Annotated in this window: 18 protein-coding genes; 8 read left to right on the top strand and 10 right to left on the bottom strand. The window is 48.4% G+C overall.

Translation table 11 applies throughout. From position 1 onward, the window contains the following. The first annotated feature begins 87 nt into the window (after window positions 1-87). The 4 genes from SPB21_RS25630 (at window position 88) to SPB21_RS25615 (ending at window position 3,358) form a co-directional block, all read left to right on the top strand. Window positions 88-1,233 (top strand): extracellular solute-binding protein, encoded by a 1,146-nt coding sequence (locus tag SPB21_RS25630; RefSeq protein ID WP_163661121.1) that lies wholly within the window; start codon window positions 88-90, stop codon window positions 1,231-1,233. A gap of 52 nt (window positions 1,234-1,285) precedes the next feature. Next, the gene (locus tag SPB21_RS25625) at window positions 1,286-2,155 is read left to right on the top strand and encodes an ABC transporter permease (protein ID WP_250564824.1); all 870 of its coding nucleotides are present in this window, start codon (window positions 1,286-1,288) and stop codon (window positions 2,153-2,155) included. Further along, entirely contained in the window at window positions 2,152-2,961 is an 810-nt protein-coding gene (locus SPB21_RS25620) for an ABC transporter permease (protein WP_499868002.1), read from the top strand. The genes SPB21_RS25625 and SPB21_RS25620 overlap by 4 nt, the downstream gene beginning before the upstream one ends. Window positions 2,962-3,157: 196 nt before the next feature. Continuing rightward, window positions 3,158-3,358: a hypothetical protein gene (locus tag SPB21_RS25615; RefSeq protein ID WP_163661126.1), complete on the top strand. Its 201-nt coding sequence runs from the start codon at window positions 3,158-3,160 to the stop codon at window positions 3,356-3,358. A gap of 8 nt (window positions 3,359-3,366) precedes the next feature. Here SPB21_RS25615 and psb35 read toward each other — a convergent pair whose 3' ends face one another. The 5 genes from psb35 to petP all read right to left on the bottom strand — a co-directional run bounded on the left by psb35 (window position 3,367) and on the right by petP (window position 8,640). Then, window positions 3,367-3,582 carry a photosystem II assembly protein Psb35 gene (gene psb35, locus SPB21_RS25610; protein ID WP_499868001.1) on the bottom strand — a complete coding sequence of 72 codons (216 nt, stop codon included), beginning with the start codon at window positions 3,580-3,582 and terminating at the stop codon, window positions 3,367-3,369. An 88-nt stretch (window positions 3,583-3,670) separates the two neighbouring features. Then, complete coding sequence (locus SPB21_RS25605) at window positions 3,671-6,043, bottom strand: PBP1A family penicillin-binding protein (RefSeq protein ID WP_163661130.1); 2,373 nt, start codon at window positions 6,041-6,043, stop codon at window positions 3,671-3,673. Window positions 6,044-6,192: 149 nt separating this feature from the next. Further along, a complete protein-coding gene (chlG, locus tag SPB21_RS25600; RefSeq protein ID WP_163661132.1) occupies window positions 6,193-7,209 on the bottom strand; it encodes a chlorophyll synthase ChlG in 1,017 nt (338 codons plus the stop codon). A 48-nt stretch (window positions 7,210-7,257) separates the two neighbouring features. After that, window positions 7,258-8,340, bottom strand: a complete 1,083-nt coding sequence (locus SPB21_RS25595) for a Get3/ArsA fold putative tail anchor-mediating ATPase NosAFP (RefSeq protein ID WP_499868000.1) — start codon at window positions 8,338-8,340, stop codon at window positions 7,258-7,260. 105 nt (window positions 8,341-8,445) lie between these two features. Next, window positions 8,446-8,640, bottom strand: a complete 195-nt coding sequence (petP, locus tag SPB21_RS25590) for a cytochrome b6f subunit PetP (RefSeq protein WP_036021259.1) — start codon at window positions 8,638-8,640, stop codon at window positions 8,446-8,448. Between the two features lie 170 nt (window positions 8,641-8,810). Between petP and hisF the strand changes: the two genes are divergently transcribed. Beyond that, window positions 8,811-9,572, top strand: coding sequence for an imidazole glycerol phosphate synthase subunit HisF (hisF, locus tag SPB21_RS25585; RefSeq protein ID WP_163702979.1), 762 nt, complete (start codon window positions 8,811-8,813; stop codon window positions 9,570-9,572). A 160-nt stretch (window positions 9,573-9,732) separates the two neighbouring features. Further along, entirely contained in the window at window positions 9,733-10,029 is a 297-nt protein-coding gene (locus SPB21_RS25580) for a hypothetical protein (protein WP_250564732.1), read from the top strand. Between the two features lie 14 nt (window positions 10,030-10,043). Here the strand turns inward: SPB21_RS25580 and SPB21_RS25575 are convergent, their stop codons facing one another. Then, complete coding sequence (locus SPB21_RS25575; RefSeq protein WP_499867999.1) at window positions 10,044-10,739, bottom strand: peptidoglycan-binding domain-containing protein; 696 nt, start codon at window positions 10,737-10,739, stop codon at window positions 10,044-10,046. Window positions 10,740-10,929: 190 nt separating this feature from the next. On the opposite strand from SPB21_RS25575, the gene SPB21_RS25570 reads away from it, so the two are divergent. Together SPB21_RS25570 and SPB21_RS25565 are read left to right on the top strand one after the other, a co-directional pair. Further along, window positions 10,930-11,718, top strand: coding sequence for an ADP-ribosylglycohydrolase family protein (locus tag SPB21_RS25570; RefSeq protein WP_163661138.1), 789 nt, complete (start codon window positions 10,930-10,932; stop codon window positions 11,716-11,718). A gap of 478 nt (window positions 11,719-12,196) precedes the next feature. Next, complete coding sequence (locus SPB21_RS25565) at window positions 12,197-14,713, top strand: HD family phosphohydrolase (protein WP_499867998.1); 2,517 nt, start codon at window positions 12,197-12,199, stop codon at window positions 14,711-14,713. A gap of 26 nt (window positions 14,714-14,739) precedes the next feature. Here SPB21_RS25565 and SPB21_RS25560 read toward each other — a convergent pair whose 3' ends face one another. The 4 genes from SPB21_RS25560 to SPB21_RS25545 form a co-directional block, all read right to left on the bottom strand. Next, window positions 14,740-15,642, bottom strand: a complete 903-nt coding sequence (locus SPB21_RS25560; RefSeq protein ID WP_284681701.1) for a metal ABC transporter permease — start codon at window positions 15,640-15,642, stop codon at window positions 14,740-14,742. Further along, the gene (locus SPB21_RS25555; protein ID WP_163661143.1) at window positions 15,635-16,411 is read right to left on the bottom strand and encodes a metal ABC transporter ATP-binding protein; all 777 of its coding nucleotides are present in this window, start codon (window positions 16,409-16,411) and stop codon (window positions 15,635-15,637) included. The genes SPB21_RS25560 and SPB21_RS25555 overlap by 8 nt, the downstream gene beginning before the upstream one ends. Window positions 16,412-16,548: 137 nt before the next feature. Further along, the gene (locus SPB21_RS25550) at window positions 16,549-17,505 is read right to left on the bottom strand and encodes a metal ABC transporter substrate-binding protein (RefSeq protein ID WP_499867997.1); all 957 of its coding nucleotides are present in this window, start codon (window positions 17,503-17,505) and stop codon (window positions 16,549-16,551) included. A 302-nt stretch (window positions 17,506-17,807) separates the two neighbouring features. Then, window positions 17,808-18,131 (bottom strand): low molecular weight protein tyrosine phosphatase family protein, encoded by a 324-nt coding sequence (locus SPB21_RS25545; protein WP_163661144.1) that lies wholly within the window; start codon window positions 18,129-18,131, stop codon window positions 17,808-17,810. Window positions 18,132-18,162 lie beyond the last annotated feature (31 nt).

Raw genomic sequence — 18,162 nt, 5'->3', positions numbered from 1 at the left:
CATGAACAAATTCCGATTTCCCAATAGCCTAAGGTCAGGAAGTGGTTCTAAAGTATTCATGGTGTCTGCTTAGAGGAGAGAAAGACTGTGCCCCGCCGACTATCCCGCAATTCATCTTTGTTTTCGCGTACGTCTCGTCGCCGTTTTTTGCAAGGCTCTGTAGCAGCCCTAGCTGGAGTCGGTCTGTCGAACTGTCGCCGCACCATCGGCGAGACCACCGAAACACCCCCCAGTGCTGATACGACTGATTCAGCCCCAGCCTCTGGCACACTACACATTTATACGTGGGCTGATTATACAGACGATGAACTCGCTGCACAGTTCACTGAAGCCACTGGAATAGAAGTCAAAATCGACGTCTATGATTCCAATGAAACCATGTTGGCTAAGATGCAGGCCGGTGGTGGAGCGAACTACAGTTTGCTTTATCCGTCAGACTACATGGTCACTGAGATGATCGGTCTAGGTATGCTCACCGAATTGGATAAGTCTCGACTCGTAGGCTTAGACAAAATGCGGGAGAAGTGGAAGAGCCCTGTATACGATGAAGACAATACTCACAGCATTCCTTACAGCTGGGGCACCACAGGTCTGCTTTATAACTCTGAAGTCCTGACTACAGCACCTACAGATTGGGATTATCTCTGGGATAACAGTGACGTCCTATCGCGCAAAATGACCATGCTTGACGATGTGCGCGAAACCATGGGGGCAGTTCTTAGCTCCTTGGGATATTCCTATAACGCCACTGACCCTGCCCAACTAGAAGAGGCCTACCAGAAACTGCTTGAGCTCAAGCCTTCTCTGGCATCATTCAAGTCATTTGGCTGGCAAGACGAACTACTGAGCGGTGACTTATTACTGTCCATGGTGTATTCAGTAGAAGGTATCCCAGTCAGTCTTGAAAACCCCAATTTCAAGTACGTGATTCCAGAAAGTGGCTCCTCGGTTTGGACAGACACCATTGTGATTCCCACATCTGCGCCTAATGTGGAGGCGGCATATGAGTGGATTAATTTCAACCTACAGCCCCAGGTTTCAAAAGATACGGTAGAGCGTTTGTTCTTTGCCACGCCTAATGGAGAAGCGATGACGATGCTCTCCCAAGAGCTTCTGGACAATAAAAATTTATTCCCTCCCGAGGATATCCTAGCCAAGTGCGAAGGCATTGCTCCGGTTGGTGAAGCTAACGCCCTTTACGACGAGTACTGGACTAAAGTTACCAGCGCCTAAAGTAATGGATAGAGGTATTGGACCAACAGCGGCCTTACCAAAAGCCCTGAATATGGCCACCATTGGACAGAAGCTCAGGGCTAGTGTAAGGCCGTTAGGATTATTAGGACCAGCAGGGATATGGCTGTTGCTGTTAATTGTGCTGCCAACCTTGTTGATTGGAGAGTTGAGCCTGGTACCCGGCCTGAGACCAGGCGAGGCAATTGAAGGTTATGGCCTACTCAACTATCTCAGAATTTTAGAACCTACTTATCTACAGGTTTTACAGCGCTCAGCTACATTTGCAATGGGCACCACATTATTGTGCTTACTCCTGGGCTTTCCAGTGGCCTACTGGCTAGCCCTCATGGCACCTAAGCGATGGCGGAACTTGCTATTGGTGCTATTTATTTTGCCCCTTTGGACATCATCATTGCTGCGCACCTATGCATGGATCACGCTACTCAGACGATCTGGGGTGATTAACCTGGTCTTGAGCACCCTGGGATTACCAACTCAAGACTTGATGAATACACCTTGGGCCGTGTATATCGGCATGACCTATAGTTTTCTGCCCTATATGGTGCTAATTTTATATGCCTCTCTGGAGCGGTTAGATTTGCAGCTCCTGGAAGCAGCTGCCGACCTAGGCGCAAATCCGCGCATAGCGTTTTGGCGCGTCACTGTGCCTCAAACCATGCCAGGAATTGCGGCTGGCTGCTTGCTGGTGTTTGTTACCAGCCTGGGTGATTTTGTGGTGCCCACTCTGCTGGGAGGTCCCAACAGTATGACTATCTCCCGATTGATCTATAACCAGTTTTTGGGAGTAGCTCGTAATTGGGGATTTGGTTCTGCACTGAGTATGGTGTTGATCTTGATGGTGAGCTTAGCGATCGCACTTTTACTCAAATATGGCGATCGCAACCCTGAGCTTTATTCATGAAACCTGCTGCCTCTACCCATCAGAAAACTGAACGCAAGCTCCCGTCATGGCAGGCCATGCTGACCCTGGCCATGTACAGCTTTATGTACATCCCCATTATTATTTTGGGAGTGTACAGCTTTAATGAGTCGCGGTATGGCGCTATTTGGAAGGGGTTTAGCCTCACCTGGTATCGCAAGTTGCTAGGTGATGAGCGGCTGTTTTTTGCCCTGGGCGATAGTCTCAAAATTGCCCTGTGCGCTGTTGCGGTCTCTTCGGTGCTCGGCACGTTAATGGCCGTGGGGTTATCGAAGTATCGATTTCCAGGTAAATCGCTGTATACCGGCATTTCCTATTTGCCGCTAATTATTCCAGATATTGCGATCGCAGTCGCTACACTGGTCTTCTTAGCATCTGTAGCCATCCCACTGAGTTTATGGACAGCCATAGCCGCCCACATGGTGTTCTGTTTGGCCTACATTGCCATCGTTGTATCTAGCCGCCTCAAGGGATTAGATCCCAACCTAGAAGAAGCTGCCTTAGATCTAGGTGCCACCCCTACCCAAGCCCTAATCAAAGTCTTAATCCCGCAGCTAACACCAGCCATTTTGTCAGGGTGTTTGCTAGCCTTTGTTCTAAGCATGGACGACCTACTGATTTCTAGCTTCACTGCAGGTGGGGCAAATCCGCTACCAATTGAAATTTTCAGTCGTGTCAAAACTGGTATTAAACCTGACATCAATGCCTTGAGCGTGTTACTCATTCTCGTCTCAGGTTTGATTGCCGCACTCTCAGAGTATTTTCGCTGCAAAAGTGATAATGCCTAAAAATCTTCTGAATATACTTTTATTTAACTTGAATTAAATCACCTAAAAGCGTGCCAAGGATCACAGGTTTAGACACTAAAAATCACGGTGAAAACCTTGCCCAGAGAGCATATTAGGAGTAGATATAAAAGTTCTCTTCAAAGACTTTATAACTCACTAATTTCTGTTTCCTGTAGTTGTCCTTAGAGCCAATGCCATGCTAAACCACAAAGCTACGACCCAGTCCCTAGAGGGTCTCATGCAAACAATCCTCAATCGTCGCCGAATCAATCGCGAAACTCAACAGGCACTGATGGCATCACTGCTCGGCAAAGCACAACTCAACAGCCATGAACAGGCACAGGTACAAAAAATCTTTGAGGCGATCAGCCAAGGTCGCCTACGAGTGATTGACTAAACTCAGACCTAGACTTGATCGCTTTCCTGACTCTCTACATCCTTAGCTTCCACATCGGGTATAAAGTCAGGACGTGCCGCATCTTCCCAACCTGGGGGACGCTTGGAGTTGTACCAAGCGAGCGAGCCAATTACAACAGCAGCAATAAAGCCAACTACGTAAACTAATTGAAAGTAATACATGGGGATGCCCGATGCGCCTACTTCCCCGAACAAAAATGCCATAAACCAGCCTAACCTCTTCTAAGATGCTTAAATTATATAAACGCGCAAAAAACGCAACGCATCTAAGCAATTATTTACATTTTACATTTTACTCCGCAGACGCTCCTGAATCCACTGGACTTGGCGCTGGCGCAACTGGAGCTGGGGCCGGGGCCGCCGGGGCTGGGGCCGGAGCCGCCGGGGCCGCTGGAGCCGAGGGTTCTGGAGTTGGGGCCGGAGCAACAGGAGCAGGCTCTGGCGCAATCGGCGCGGGGGCAGCCACTGGCTCAGGGTCAGATGACGTAACCGCTGGAACAGCCGGGGCCGGGGCCGGGGCCGGAGCAACAGGAGCAGGTGCTGGGGCCGGACGACTGCTACGACCCACTTCCGGTTGTCTTCTTGGAGCTGCAGGCTCGGAAGATGCCGCTGCTGGGGCTGAATTTTCGACAGGTTCAGGTTCTGAACGCTGTGGAGGGGAAGCTTGGGGCTCAGGTTCACTCGAAGAACGGCTGCCTGCCTTGTCTGCCACAACTTTCCTTGGTTTTATGGGTTTTGCCTCAATTGACCCCTTCCGACCTGACAAACGGGGTAGTTCTGGGAATTTTTCCACTGGCAGATCTTCAATGAATTGAGAAACAAACTGCCGCCAGGCGTAAGCCGCTGTACTACTTGCCCCGCGAGTGGGGCTACTATCATCATTACCAAACCAAACACCCACCACCAGCTGAGGCGTAAAACCGATAAACCACAGATCTCGATTTTTCTCAGAGGTTCCTGTTTTTCCTGCTATTTGTCGACCACTAATATAGGCGTTGCTACCAGTGCCACCGTCAACTACACTGCGCATCATCCAGGTCATGATGGCGGCGGAGGTTTCATCAATGGCCGCCTTAGGCTCATCGACAAACTCATACAGCACTTCGCCAGTACGGTTGGTAATTCGCTTAATGCCGTGGGCCTCCACATATTTGCCATTGGCAGCTAATGTACCGTAAGCATTTGTAAGCTCCAGCAAATTCACCTCTGAAGACCCTAAGGCCAAGGAATAAGCGGGCAATAAATCTGATTTAATGCCCATCCGTTTAGCTAAAGCAATCACGGGTTCAAAGCCAACTTCCACCAGAACCTTAACGGCCACAATGTTAATGGAGGATGCTAACGCCCTACGGAGTTCAACGTTACCGCTAAAGCGATCGCCGTAGTTTTTAGGCTCATAACCATCGACAACATAGCGGGCGTCAACATAGCCCTTATAGGGAGACATGCCGCTTGCGATCGCAGCACTATAAACAAATGCCTTAAACGTAGAACCAGGCTGGCGCTGAGCTTGAGTAACCCGATTAAACTGACTGTCCTCGAAGTCAGTGCCCCCCACCATTGCATGAACCTGACCAGTCTTAGGATTCAGCGCAACAATTGACCCTTGCTCAAAGCGCTGCCAGCCACTATACTCTTCCAAGACTTCTTCCAGTGTGGTTTCAGCCGCCCGCTGCCATTTAGGGTTCAAGCTAGTTTCCACCACTAGACCACCTGCCTCAATCTCGTCTTGAGAAATCAGCTGAGGCAATTGCTTCTGCACATAAATAGTGAAGTAGGGAAACTCACTATAGAGAAACTTAGGCTCGTTGGGCGTAGTCGTTACCTCACTCTCATAAGCTGTATCGGCCTGGGCCTGAGAAATCACTCCATTTTCCAGCATCCGACTAATGACTTTATCCCGCTGCTGACGGGCCGCCGCTTCATCCACCAGCGGCGAGTAAAAGCTGGGAGCAGGAGCCATGCCCGCAATCAGAGCAATTTCCGAAACCGTCAGCTCTTCAACCGTCTTACCAAAATAAATCCAGGCAGCATCGGCCACGCCGTAGGCACCTGCCCCTAAATACACCAGATTTAGGTAGCGCTCTAGGATTTTCTCTTTGCCTAATTCTTGCTCTAATTTATTGGCAAGTAAGGCTTCTCGAAACTTTCGCTGAAAGCTCCGGTCTTGGTCCAAAAATATGATCCGGGCGACCTGCTGCGTAATTGTGCTGGCCCCTTCTAACAACTGCCGATTACGCAGGTTAGAGTTAATGGCCCGAGCAATACCCTTGTAGTCAATGCCATTGTGCTCGTAAAACCGACGATCTTCAGAGGCAATAAACCCCTGGACTAACGTATCTGGAATATCGTCAAACTCCAGATATTCCTGGGTCGCCGGACCAATTTTTTGAAGAACACTACCATCATCGGCCTTAATGGTGATGGTACCCGTACGCTCAAAGGTCAAAGCATCGGACACATTGGGCAAATTGGCATCGGCTTCTTGCCAAAATCGATAGCCACGGGCTGCTGGCCCAGCTATACCAGCTCCTGCCAACAGCGCCAGCCAAAACAAAACGCTCTTATAGAGAGGCTTAGGCCGTTTCTGTTTAACAACTTTAGTAGCACCTACAGAAGCTGTTTTAAACCGATCATTTTTGACTTTGCCAATCCAATTAGCCACGTTAAAGAAACCCTACCTAACCCATTTTCAAAAATGGTTACCTTGTTAGCACCCGTTGGTTCGCTTTGCGATGAGAATTTGCACCTGAAACTAACAAAACCTGGTTGACATATCTTGACACACCTCCAAAAAGGCTATCAGAATCTGACCTAACTCACCAAATAATCAGTGTGACCAAGCGCCAAACCCAAAATCAGCATACCAATTACTAAAAATGGCTGAGCACTTGCCTGATATTTCACGTCATTAGCCAACGGATCCCGCAGAAAATACATGTCTTGAAAGGTTATTTGCGGAATAATCATCAAGATTAAAAGCACTGCATAGAGATTCTTGTGAATAGCGATCAGGTAAGTGGCCATTCCGGCTTGGAAAATATCGATCATTAGGACACAGATCCAAGCGGCAGTCCCCACACCAAACATCACTGGTAAAGACTTAAGGCCCAGAGCCTCGTCACCCTCAACACTCTTAAAGTCATTGACAACAGCAATCCCTAGACCAGCCATGCTGTAGAGCAATGTCAGCACAACGACAGTGGGATTAAGCTGACCAAACAGAGCATGCCCCGCCCACCATGGCAAAGCAATGTAGCTAGCACCTAAGGCATAGTTACCAAGCCAACCATTCTGCTTGAGCTTAAGCGGTGGAGCAGAGTAGATGTATGACACAAATGAACCGCCTATTGCCAGCGCTGTCAAAATCGGAAAATCATGACTTGCCCAACGGTCCAAACCGTAGGCGACTGCTATTCCCCCCAGCAACAACACCCAAATTTGCAGCTGCACCTGCCCGAGGGCAATTGCCCCAGAGGGGATAGGACGATAAGGCTCGTTAATGGCATCTAGCTCTCGATCGTAATAATCATTGATGGTCTGGGTATACCCTGTCAGCAGAGGTCCTGCCATCAACATGCAGGCTAAGGATGCCAACACATGGTCCACACTCCAGACAAAATGCCCTGATGAGGCCGCACCACAAAGGACGCCCCAAATCAGAGGAATCCAGGTGATTGGCTTCATTAACTGCAGACGAATTTTCCAAATAGACGTTTCACCATCGGCGGCACCTTTCATCCCCAATAGCTGACGAGCCTTGGAACCTTCTGATGCTGCCGATACCTGGTCATCGGCGCTGGACGTTACTGGAGAAGAATTGTCAGCCATAGCTTCGAAGGTATTAGCAGTGGTATTAACAAAGAAATGATCAAAACCTTACCCAAAGGTCAAGATGAGATAGCCAGATTGAAACTTAGCTCCAGTCACCGAACGACCGTTCAAAGACTTCGGCAGGCTTAAGTTCCGACGCTGGTCCCCAGCTTCAATGGTGACTTCTGGGCCATATTGAGTGAGCTGAATCTGTTTTTTATCAAAGCTTGGTAAAAACAGACGGACGGTATTACTAGATAAATCAATCTCTACAGGGGCTGGCACTGAAGGAGCCGCCATATAATCTGGCAAAGAATTCATCAAAGGCTGCCAGTCGCTGGACTGAGGCAACGTATGGACCGGCAAAGGCTCAAAATCTTGACTAGTATCAGCACGATTCAGCAAGACTCCACCCACAGTCATTTCTATTTGCTGAGCGGCCCCCCAAAGGTAGCGAGCAGTTGCGATCGCAACCTGCTCACCGGTAGATACCAGATAAGCTCGCACTCGCATCGGGTCTTTAACGGCAGCAATGCCCTTAACTACCAGATTTGTACTTTCCGACACTTGGGGCTGGTCAAATAAATCACCAGACATACCACCGCTAAGCACTGCACCAGCAATGGGCTGCACAAAGGGCATTACTGATTTAGAGAATTGTGATTCCTGGAATACTTGCTTGAATCGTCGGAAGTACCAGTCTATGCCCGCTGGCATCCCCCACATTCGTAGACTCGCCTGATTTCCTGGGCCATCATGGACGATGACATCATAGTCGCTGCTGGCATCGTATTCCCGCAGCGCATTGAGGGTAAGCGCCTGGTCCATCCCTGGCAACAAACTCAGCTCTTGACCATATACGGCTTTGAAAAAGGGATCCCTTAGATATTGGGCTTCAAGCTTTTTTAACTGCTCCCAATTTTGTCCCAGGAGCTGTGTAAATTGCAGCTGAACCACCGATAAAGTCGGAGACACTGGCTTAGGGGCAGCTGTAACAGCATGGCCTAAAAGCAGACCAAACCCTGGCCCAGCATCTTCAGTGACCAGCAACACACGCTGACCCTGGGTCGATAGTTTTTTGGCGGTTGCGATCGCAGATGTTGAGCGACCACTGCCTCCCTTGCCTAAAAACGTAAGAATTAGCGCCATCAGTGATAAATACAGAACTAGCGGATGATCTGAACAACTCTAATTAGGGGCACCTAGAAATAGGTGCCCCTATGTAATAGTCAAACAGACATGCTCAATAACGGCTTAGGTCGTTTGCTTCAGTTCATCTTCAAAAAACCAGCTAGAAAACTGATCTGAAAACTCAACGACAACGCCCACACCACTGCCATCAACCATTTTGAACTGAGTAATCGTGCCCTCTTGCCCTAGACGCTTGGCAACGTTATCAGACACCCGATCTCGTACGCGTACAACTTTTACCTTTTGTCCGATATCCAAAGCCATACTCCAAGATTCTCCTCTCTGGGTAAGATTGACAAATATTAAGAATTAAAACTAATCCTCAGTCTATCAGTGTCTTGCTCTTTGTAAGCTATCCTGAAGAACTGTTGCTGGAGCCATGCCAGCGAGCGCTCTATTTATTTTTTGTCTACTTTACGGAAGCACCTATGCTGGCTAAGCGAATTTTGCCCTGTCTTGACGTCAAAGCGGGTCGCGTTGTGAAAGGCATTAATTTCGTAGAGCTGAAGGATGCAGGCGATCCAGTTGAGCTCGCTCAAGCCTATAACGCAGCAGGAGCCGACGAGCTAGTCTTTCTGGACATTACAGCCACCCATGAAGATCGCAACATCATTTTTGATGTCGTCTATCGGACGGCAGAGCAGGTCTTTATTCCTCTGACCGTCGGGGGTGGCGTTAATTCGGTTGAAACCATCAAGGCCCTTTTACGAGCTGGAGCAGATAAGGTCAGCATCAACTCTGCCGCTGTTCGTAATCCTGACTTTATTCAAACAGCCAGCGATCGCTTTGGTAGTCAGTGCATTGTGGTTGCCATTGATGCCAAACGCCGCTCTGATAACTCAGGGTGGGATGTCTTTGTGCGGGGTGGTCGAGAAAATACTGGGCTAGATGCGATCGCATGGGCTCAAGATGTTGTCGCCCGAGGTGCTGGTGAACTGCTGGTGACAAGTATGGATGCTGACGGCACTAAAGCCGGATACGACCTAGATCTGACCCGCACCATCGCTGAAGTAGTGAGCGTTCCAGTGATCGCATCAGGGGGGGCTGGAACCTGTGAACATATTCATGAAGCACTAACCAGCGGTCAAGCAGAAGCGGCCCTACTGGCATCCCTGCTACATTACGGTGAGCTTACAGTCGCAGAAATTAAAACTCATTTAGCAGAAAAAAACGTAACCATCAGGCCCTAAGACCAGATTCGAGTCCTCAAAAACCTTACACATCAGATACTTCAACCAATTCTTTCGGACTTATAAAATATTGCCGTTAGACAAGGCGCTTTTATGATAACTCTGTTACAATATGTAAAAGATAATAGTAAATCTTTAAGGCCTACTTACTTCTTAATCGATGACTCTTCTCATAATAGCCATCGTTACCGGTTTAGTTTTTTGGGCCCTACGTCTCATGGATAGGGCTTTAGTCAGCCAAGAGTTCTCTCTCATGCTGGCAGGTTTTTTGGTGGCGTCTGCTGCCGCCGCCATGGTCGGTGTTTACTTTCTTATGAGCGATTACATGGTGTACATGCACCAGAGTGAGCTTTTATTGAAAGACCAATATCCGTCTGGTTTCCTAGTATTGGATGAACAGATATCGTCCTTAGATGCTGAGCTGTACTCACTTGATGTAGCAAGCTTACCTAAGTAGCAGCCTTAATACTGTTACTTGAATAGTTCTGACCAGGTAGCTGGCCCAACGACACCATCTACCTCTAAGCCGACTCGACGTTGAAACTCCTGTACTGCTTCCTCTGTGAGAAAACCAAACACACCATCAATAGGCCCTTGGTAAAGATTGAGGTCAGCCAAACGATTTTGTAAACGGCTAACATCAACTCCAGAATCATCTAGCTGCAAAATTGGCACATTGCCTGCCGTCGCAACGATGGTGTCTTCAGCCAATGAATCGTCATTGCTATCATCATCTGACACGGTTGCTGTCTCGTCAGTTGCGTCTGCGGAAACCTGCGGTGCGATAGGCTCTGTCAAATTTTCTGGTGTGGGCAATAACCGACGCCATGTTAAAGGTCCGACCAATCCATCCGCAGCCAATCCCGCATCGACTTGAAATTGACGAACAGCTTCCAGGGTCATCTGTTCATAGGTACCATCTACAGCACCGGAATAGTAGCCCATTAGCGCTAACATCGCCTGCACTCTTTTGACGTCAGAACCTGTACTGCCCGGTCCTAAAACTGAACCTGCTTGTTTGAGGGAAGTAGTTCCGGCAGCATTCAATTCATCGCTTTGCTCTGGGGATGAACCCTCTATTTCCGCCAATACAACTGTTGACATCAATCCCGCAACAGCTGCTGACAAACAAAGATTAGAGATCGTAAATAAACCCCAACGTTTCATGTGAAGAGCTCACCATAATGTGTGGCATGGGCATAGACCAATCAAGTTTAACGCCCAGTCAAAGTTAAACAATACGATGGCACAGCATGCTGATTGCGTCCAGATAAATTGATATTTCTAGGTATTAGACATAAGCCCTGTAACGTTATTGGGTTCATTACAATCTGCTCAGTCTTACTCCAGAGAAACTATGCCGACTATATCAATCGCCGCTAAATTTCACGGGAGTCTGATGGGAGCCTATCTAGGCCATAGCTATGGGGCTGGTTATCGAGGCCCGTGGCTGCCTCTCCATGAGAGCCCCCTATATCAATCATGGCTGCACGGTACACAGCAAAACCTATTGCAGCCAACGCCCACAGATGCTAATCCGCTCCTAGGGCTACCCTGGTTGTTACATCATCACGATAACAGCGATGCCCGTCATCGTTGGCTAGCGCAAATCATAGAGTCAGGCCATCACACCGAGGCTATAAGTGTGACTGAGACTATGGCAACTCTTGGCATATTGGGTGACTGCTTAGCATGGCTCATGCACTACAATCCAGTCACTCAACACTCACCTCCATTGCTGAGTCAGCACCTCAGCCAACAGCTATCCGACTATCCAGCCAGTCTTATACCCCAAGCCCAGCACATCATCGAGTGCTTAGATCCCCCGTCACCCACACTCAATCTTGAAGCGCTGGATCCTCAGCCCTCAGCGATCATGGTATTAGCCATCCAACAATCCCTAAGTTACCGAGAAAATTTGGCCTTAGCGATCGCACACCCAGACATCGTCACACCAATACCAGCAATGATTGGCTGTTTACTTGGCGCTTGGGGCGGTATGTCGGTTATTCCAACCAGGTGGATACTGACAATCCCTCCTGAGCAAAGGCATTCCCTTGAGCAAATTGCTAGCAAACTCTATCGCCATTGGGCTGGTATTGCTAATATTTCAGCCAACTGCGAAGTATTCCCCCTAGATTTATAGGCTCTGCCCCCTCTCTTAAAATAGAGCTAGCTATAATAGCTGCATGGGTATGCTAAGCATCTTCCAACACAGTTGCCCATTAAAGCTGAGGATGAAAAGAGTGGTACGCTTAGGCGACTGCTTATTCAAAGTTAGTAACACTGACCGACTCAGATTGGCACAGTGTTGTTTAGGGTGCATGTTCAGCACTGAATCGTAGGATTCAAATGCGTTCTTTTAGACAATGTATGGGTAATTATTAGCTCAACAGAATCTATCAGAATATGGCCAACGTTCTAGTTAATGAGCCCTAATAAACCAAAGCGTTGACTGTTGATTGTTTGAGACATCTAGGGTACTTCCAGGGGCAATTTATTGCCCTCCATCACCTTTATCAGGTGTCTAACGCTATTAGGCCACTAAATCAGCGGTGTTTCACACCTGTAGCTCATAATGGCAGCCTTGGTTGTTGAGGCCTTTCATGCAGTCGGTGACATTCATGGTCAAAGCAGTTTGGCAACGTTTGCGTACTTCGGTTGGCTGGTGCAAAACTCAGTTACCTCAAGTTTCGACGTCTTTGCGTCAAAGATCTAATACATCAATCCGTCAGTCTACCAAGTCAGGCAATGATTCGACGGGGCGTTACGTTATTTCCCGTCACAATCCCTTCAACCAAACTCAAATTGCCATTGTATTCACAGTGTTGCTGCTGACAGCCATACTGGGTCAGCGATTTTATAACCAACCGGCATTGACTGTAAGCACTATCGCTGCCGACACCTTCATAGCGCCCTACAACGCGACTTTGCCAGACATGATCACCACTGAGGCCAACCGCCAAGCGGCCCGCAGTGGCTCTATTATTGTTTTGCAGGTTGATCAAGCAAAGACAAAAGCGATTCTAGAAGAAGCCAACGGCATCTTGAGCCAGGGTAGTACGTTACGGCAGCAGGCTGGTGATATCCCTTATATTTCAACAGCTCAGTTATCAACTAGAACCCAGCAACATCTACGCCAAACCACGCCAGAGGAGTGGACGGAAATTTGGAGTTTGACTCAGATTTCCACACTGACAAGCAGTGTCTTACAACAGGGAACCAATGGCGCACTACAAGGACGTCTCAATAATTTAGAAACTAATCAGCATATTGCCCTCGACGAGCTATTACGCCTAAGAGACCGCACCTCTCCCCAGTCCATGGCAGCTGTACGGAGTCAGGTGGATGCTAATCGACAACAGTTAGCAGCCACTAAACCCAAACTACAGAGTCTGACGACTCGTGATGGTGGTCAGCCATTAGACACCAGACTTTTTGATTTAAGTGAGCCCAGTTGGCAAGCTGTTCAAACCACCAGCCGCTTAGTCTTAAATCGAATGCTGACCCAAGGTATTCATGAAGGTACACCGATCGCACTATGGCAGCAGGCCATCGAGACTCAGCTCCAAGGGACCTTAGATTTGGCAGATTCCACTATTCTTAATCGCGATGAGCTGCTAGCCCAAGAAACCATCGCCAAGGAAATCACCGCCAAGATCATTAGCTCTGTTTTACGCCCTAATCTGATTGAGGATCAAGAACAAACGCGTTTACGGGCTGAACAGGTGGAAAATGAGGTCCAAACAGTAACTGTATCTATTGAGCAGGGTGACGCGATTGTCGAAAAAGGAGAGGCCATCACCCAAGGAGATTTTGTCTTGCTGGATCATTTTAATATGACCCAGCGACGCATTAACTGGTTAGGTTTTGCTGGCTTTGGTGGATTAGTGAGTGTCGGTGTTGGCTTATTGCTATGGATCGACCATTGGCAAGCAGGGGGGCTACGGCAGCGCGATCATCTATTGGTGCTGTGTCTCATTGTCAGCGTCGCTGTGTTAATGGCCCTGAGAATACCTGGCTTAGGGTTACCAGCTGTTGGCCTATTACTGGGTAGCTTTTATGGCTACATTTTGGGAGCAGTCACCATTGTCCTATTGGTGATTCTATTACCAGTAGGGGGCTCAGTCGCCTTTTTATCTCTATTTTCAGCAGCCTGCGCAGCGTTGGTAGGGGCATGGATTGCACCACGGTTGCGATCGCGAGAAGAATTTGCCCTACTAGGTGGTGTGGTCGGTCTCACCCAAGGTGTCATTCACCTAGTCTTGACCCTCATGTTCAACAGTGTTGCCGCCTCCCTTTGGTACACCGTCATTCGTGATTCAGCTCTGTTTGGGGTCTACGGTATCGCCTGGAGTATTGTTGCTCTGGGGGTAAGCCCCTATCTAGAGTCAGTATTTGATGTGGTCACCCCCATCCGTCTGGCTGAATTATCCAACCCCAATCGTCCTCTCCTCAAACGTCTAGCGGCGGATGCCCCTGGCACATTTCAACACACCATGTTTGTGGCTAATTTGGCAGAGGCTGCTGCCCGTGCCTTGGGTCACAATGTTGAGCTTGTCCGCGCAGGGACGCTTTATCACGACATTGGCAAGATGCATGATCCTTTAGGATTCATTGAAAACCAGATGGGAGGACCTAACAAACATGATTTGATCGACGATCCATGGGTCAGCGCTGACATTATCAAAAAGCACGTAACAAAAGGGTTAGTCATGGCTCGTAAACATCGACTCCCCAAGGCGATTCAGGCCTTTATTCCTGAGCATCAGGGAGCCATGCTGATCAGCTACTTCTACTATCAGGCCCAGGAAATTGCCAAGGAAAATCCTGAGATGGAGATCCGCGAAGAAGACTTTCGCTATGATGGCCCGATTCCCCAATCTCCTGAAACCGGCATTGTCATGCTGGCAGATTCATGTGAAGCGGCATTGCGATCGCTCAACAAAGAAGCCTGCGCCGAAGAAGCCTACGCCATGGTGAATAAAATTCTTCGCGCTCGCTGGAAAGATAAACAGTTAATTGACTCTTGCCTCACCCGGAAAGACATGGACATCATCGCCAATGTATTTGTGCAAGTGTGGCAGCAGTTCAACCACAAACGCATCGCCTATCCCAAAGGTGCACTAACCGCAAGGTAAGGCTGGCTAGGAAATGGTATAAGCCCTTAGAGCTCTTGACTCACCTGCATCTGACGCCTCAACCGTTGCCCCAAAATGCCGTACTTAGGGGCAAACACCATGGCTAAACCAAACAGAACAGTCATTAGAACAACAATGCTGCCGCCCGTCGAAACATCCAGGTGATAGCTCAGATAGGTGCCTAAAACACAGGAAAGCACACTGGTAGCAACTGAGATAGCTAGCATATGGTCAAACCTATCGGTCAGTAGATAGGCTGTGGCTCCTGGCGTCACTAGCAGGGCAACCACCAAAACAATGCCTGCTGTTTGCAAGGCTGTCACAATAGTCAGCGCTAGCACCGACAGCAGCGTGTAGTACATTAGCTGAGTGTTGAGACCAATGGCTTTGGCATGGTTAGGGTCAAAACAAAACAGCAGCAAATCCTTACGGCGCAGCAGAATGATCACTAATGTGACGATACCTGCTATTAAGGTTTGCACGATATCTGACCGGGAAATCCCCAACACATTGCCAAACAAAATATGAAACAGGTCTACATTGCTCGGGATTCTGGTGGCTAATACCAGCCCAAAGGCAAAGAAACCAGTGAAAATCACGCCAATGACGGCATCTTCCTTAAGTCGCGTTTGGGATTTTACATAGCCGATGAGCACCGTGGCCCCAAACCCAAAGATAAAAGCCCCCAAGGCAAAGGGTAATCCTATGGCATAGGCAACTACTACACCTGGTACTACTGCATGGGAAACCGCATCACCCATTAGAGACCAGCCATTGAGGGTGATGTAGCAAGACAAGACGGCACACACGACACCGACAAAGGCACTGACCCACAGGGCTTTAACCATAAAGCCAGCCTGGAGTGGCTCGCTGACCCACTGCCAAAGGGGGCTTAAGACTGCTCCACTGATAGCCCATAGATTACTCATAGCGTTGTCTCGATAAATTTACCTTGGATAAACTGCTCAATGGCAAACCGCCAAAGGTCATGGACAGGTTTTCTTCGGTGAAGGTATCGGCGGTGGTGCCTTCGGCCAGAACAGTATGGTTAAGCAGAATGGTGCGATCGCAAAACGTAGAAATTGACGCCAAATCATGGGTAGACACTAAAATCGTGTGTCCCTCTTCACGTAATTGCAGCAGTAGATTGACAATCCGCTTTTCCGTCTTCACATCTACCCCAGTGAACGGTTCATCAAGCAAAATCACTGGGCTATTTTGCGCCATCGCCCGCGCCAAAAATGCTCGTTTTTTCTGTCCCCCCGACAATTCGCCAATCTGCCGCTGACGAAAATCAGCCATACCCACACGGTCTAAACTCTCCGCCACCTGTCGACGATCCTCACGCCCAGGAATGCGCAACATATTCATGTAGCCATAACGCCCCATCATCACCACCTCCGACACACTCACCGGAAAATTCCAGTCCACGTCGTCTGATTGGGGGACATAGGCCATGAGCTGACGCTTTTGCGCCATTTTTACGGAAAGGCCGTCAATGTGTACTCGTCCTTGATTAGGGTTGAGAAACCCCATGATGGTTTTGAACAGCGTAGATTTGCCCCCACCGTTGGGACCAACCAAGCCCGTAATCGTGCCAGGGTAGACATAACAGCTAGCGTTGTACAAAGCCAGGTGGGCATTGCTGTAGGTAACACTAATGTTCTCGACAGTGATGCCAAAAGTATCTGATCGCATCGTTGGCTAAGGAGTAAAGGACAGAGTAGGGTGGGCAATACCCACCAAAACCTATTGCATGTGAATCATATTGATGGGGCAATGCCCACTCTAGAAATTTCCTGGGATGAGAAAGCTATTGGCCCATAGCCAAAACATTATGGTGATAGCAGTCCTTCGCTAATCACCTGCACGTCATATGCCAACAGATCTAAAAACGTAGGTACAGGACCATCAGCCGTAGACAGCGAGTCAACATATAAGTTGCCACCGAACTTAGCCCCGGTGGCCCGTGCCACCTCTCGTTGCCCCTCATCACTAACGGTGCTTTCACAAAAAACGGTTGGAATATCGTTAGCTTGAACGTCTTCAATCACCCCTTGAATTTGCTTAGGGGTAGATTGCTGTTCGGCATTTATGGGCCAGAGATAGACTTCTTGTAGACCATAGTCGCGGGCTAGATAAGAAAACGCACCTTCACAACTCACCAGATAACGCTGGTCAACCGGCACCTGAGCTAAATTGGCCTGTAGCTTTTCATCAATAGCTTGCAGCTGTTCACTGTAAGCGGCAGCATTGGCGTTGTAGATTGCCTCGTTTTCAGGGTCAAGCTCTACAAACGCCTGGCGAATATTTTCCACATATATCAGTGCGTTTTGAGGAGACATCCATGCATGGGGATTTGGTTTATCGGCATAAGGACCTTCCGAAATAGCAATCGGTTCAATCCCTTCCGTCAAAATCACCGATGGCACATCCTGCACATTGCCCAAAAACTGCTCAAGCCAGCGCTCCAGATTCATGCCGTTATAAAAAATGAGATCAGCATCCTGGGCTTTGGTTAAATCACTCGGTATCGGCTCATACCCATGGATTTCTGCGCCAATACGGGTGATAGATTCCACCCGCAGCTCATCCCCAGCTACATTCTGAGCCATATCTGCCAAGATTGTGAACGTTGTCAGTACAACTTTTTGGTCGTCAGCAGTCGTGTTCTCAGATGTTGGAGACTCCTGACCACAGGCGGTTAAACTCAACAAGACCGCAATACTAGATGCCCAAAACACTCTGGATGATAGAGACTTAAATTGATGTCCCCACTGTTTATTGTTCATGATCCATTACTGGTGGGATTGACCCAAGTTCTTATTTCATAATTACTTCACTTTTCATAATTGTCTCATAATCAAAGGACGCTGTGGAGATGTGAAGCTTAAAATCCGATTAGACTTTTGCAGCCGTCTGGTCTAGAGCTAGGGTTTTAACCAGGAAGACTCTTCCATGCATCGAATCCGCCTTGTTCACGTCGCGAGACAAGGCGGCGGCTGTAGATTTTCCAGTGAAATTTATTGGGACATTGCATTTCAGCAACTGCTACTAGCCGACAAGCATGGGCAATAATCAAGTGCAGCATCTATCAGATGCCAAGATAGCTTTCAATAGAGTTTTGCAAAATTTCTACCAGCTCTGCATCCATAAACTGATATTCATCTGGAATATCAAGTACATGGATAGTCTTGTGGCTCATCAATCGAGGAAATTCAGCCTTGAGTCTATCTTTGTGCTTTTGCTCCATGGCAAAAATCGTATCTGCCCATTGGATATCCTTGGCTGAAACTGTTTTACGGGCTCTAGGGCTAGTACCCGCTGATCGGACATAAATACCTGGCTGTTTTGACCAAACCTTCTCAGCAGTAGGGCTACGCCATTGATTACGACTACAGATGAACAAAATATTCATGTCATCTAGGTCAGGAGAACGGGGTCATGAT

Source organism: Leptothoe sp. ISB3NOV94-8A, assembly GCF_043421595.1.
GTDB classification, from domain to species: Bacteria; Cyanobacteriota; Cyanobacteriia; order Phormidesmidales; family Phormidesmidaceae; genus Leptothoe; species Leptothoe turfae.
This window is presented reverse-complemented; position numbering and strand designations above follow the sequence as displayed.